The sequence below is a fragment of the Klebsiella sp. TF21-TM genome (assembly GCF_019753495.1).
Lineage (GTDB): Bacteria > Pseudomonadota > Gammaproteobacteria > Enterobacterales > Enterobacteriaceae > Klebsiella > Klebsiella quasipneumoniae.
Genome location: NZ_JAIJYL010000105.1, coordinates 1 through 1,206, shown reverse-complemented (window position 1 = coordinate 1,206; position 1,206 = coordinate 1). Strand labels below are relative to the sequence as shown.

The 1,206-nt window shown below is 52.2% G+C and carries 1 pseudogene; it reads right to left on the bottom strand.

The window, feature by feature from the left end:
* Nucleotides 1-16 precede the first annotated feature (16 nt).
* Nucleotides 17-1,124, bottom strand: a pseudogene (locus tag K5R89_RS27100) (IS3 family transposase).
* Nucleotides 1,125-1,206 lie beyond the last annotated feature (82 nt).

Below are 1,206 nucleotides of genomic sequence, written 5' to 3'. Positions count from 1 at the left end.
TGTAAGCGCACCCGTTTTAGTTCCACGCACTTTTTGAGATTTCCGGGGTTTCAGCCATCAGCCGGTATTCTTCCGGCGTCAGGTTATTCAGGGATTCGTGGGGGCGCTCGCCGTTATATTCAGCCAGCGCTCTGTAATTTCCCGTGCTTCATTCAGTGTTCTGAACAGATAAAAATCCAGTATTTCTGTTCTGTATGTCCGGTTGAACCGTTCGATAAAGGCATTCTGCGTTGGCTTGCCGGGCCTGATAAACTCCAGCATCACACCATGCTCTTCTGCCCATTGTGCCAGCGTCAGCGAGACCAGTTCCGGACCGTTATCCATCCGCATCTTTAGCGGATATCCGCGGTTTGCCACGATCCTGTCCAGCACTCTCACGACTCGCTGCGCCGGGATATTCAGGTCAATTTCGATCGCCAGTGCTTCGCGGTTAAAATCATCCACCACGTTAAAGGTCCGGAAGCGTCTGCCGCACACCAGCGCATCGTGCATAAAATCGATGGACCAGCTCTGGTTCATCGCCTCTGGCGTCGCCAGCGGAGCCGGATTACGCACTGGCAGGCGCTGTTTTCCCTTACGGCGAAAATTCAGTTTCAGCAGGCAGTAAATCCGGTGAACGCGCTTATGGTTCCAGCTTTTGCCCTGCCTGCGCAGCACCTGAAAAAGCTTTTTAAATCCGTATCGCGGATAGTGTTCAGCCGCCACGGTCAGCGCCATAATGACTGGCTCATCACGTTGCGTATCCGGCTGATAACGAAATACCGTCCTGCTCAGCGACAATATCCTGCATGCCTGACGTAAGCTCATGGCAAACTGCGCGGTCAGATAGCTGACCAGCTCACGCTTTATCGCTGGTTTTAAAGCTTTTTTTCAATAACGTCTTTCAATGCGCGGCACTCGAGGCTCAGGTCCGCAAACATCTGTTTCAACCGGCGGTTTTCATCTTCGAGGTCCTTCATCTTTTTGATATCAGAGGCTTCCATACCGCCGAACTTCGCTTTCCAGTTGTAGTACGAGGCCTCAGAAATCCCGGCTTCGCGGCACACATCTTTGACGGTGCGTCCGGCTTCGACGGACTTCAGAACGGCAATGATCTGGTGTTCGGTGAATCGGGCTTTGCGCATGGCGATCTCCTCCAGGAACATAATCAGTATGCAGGAAGATCTCTAAATGTGAATGGTCCGCTTTACCGGGATACTTACACTA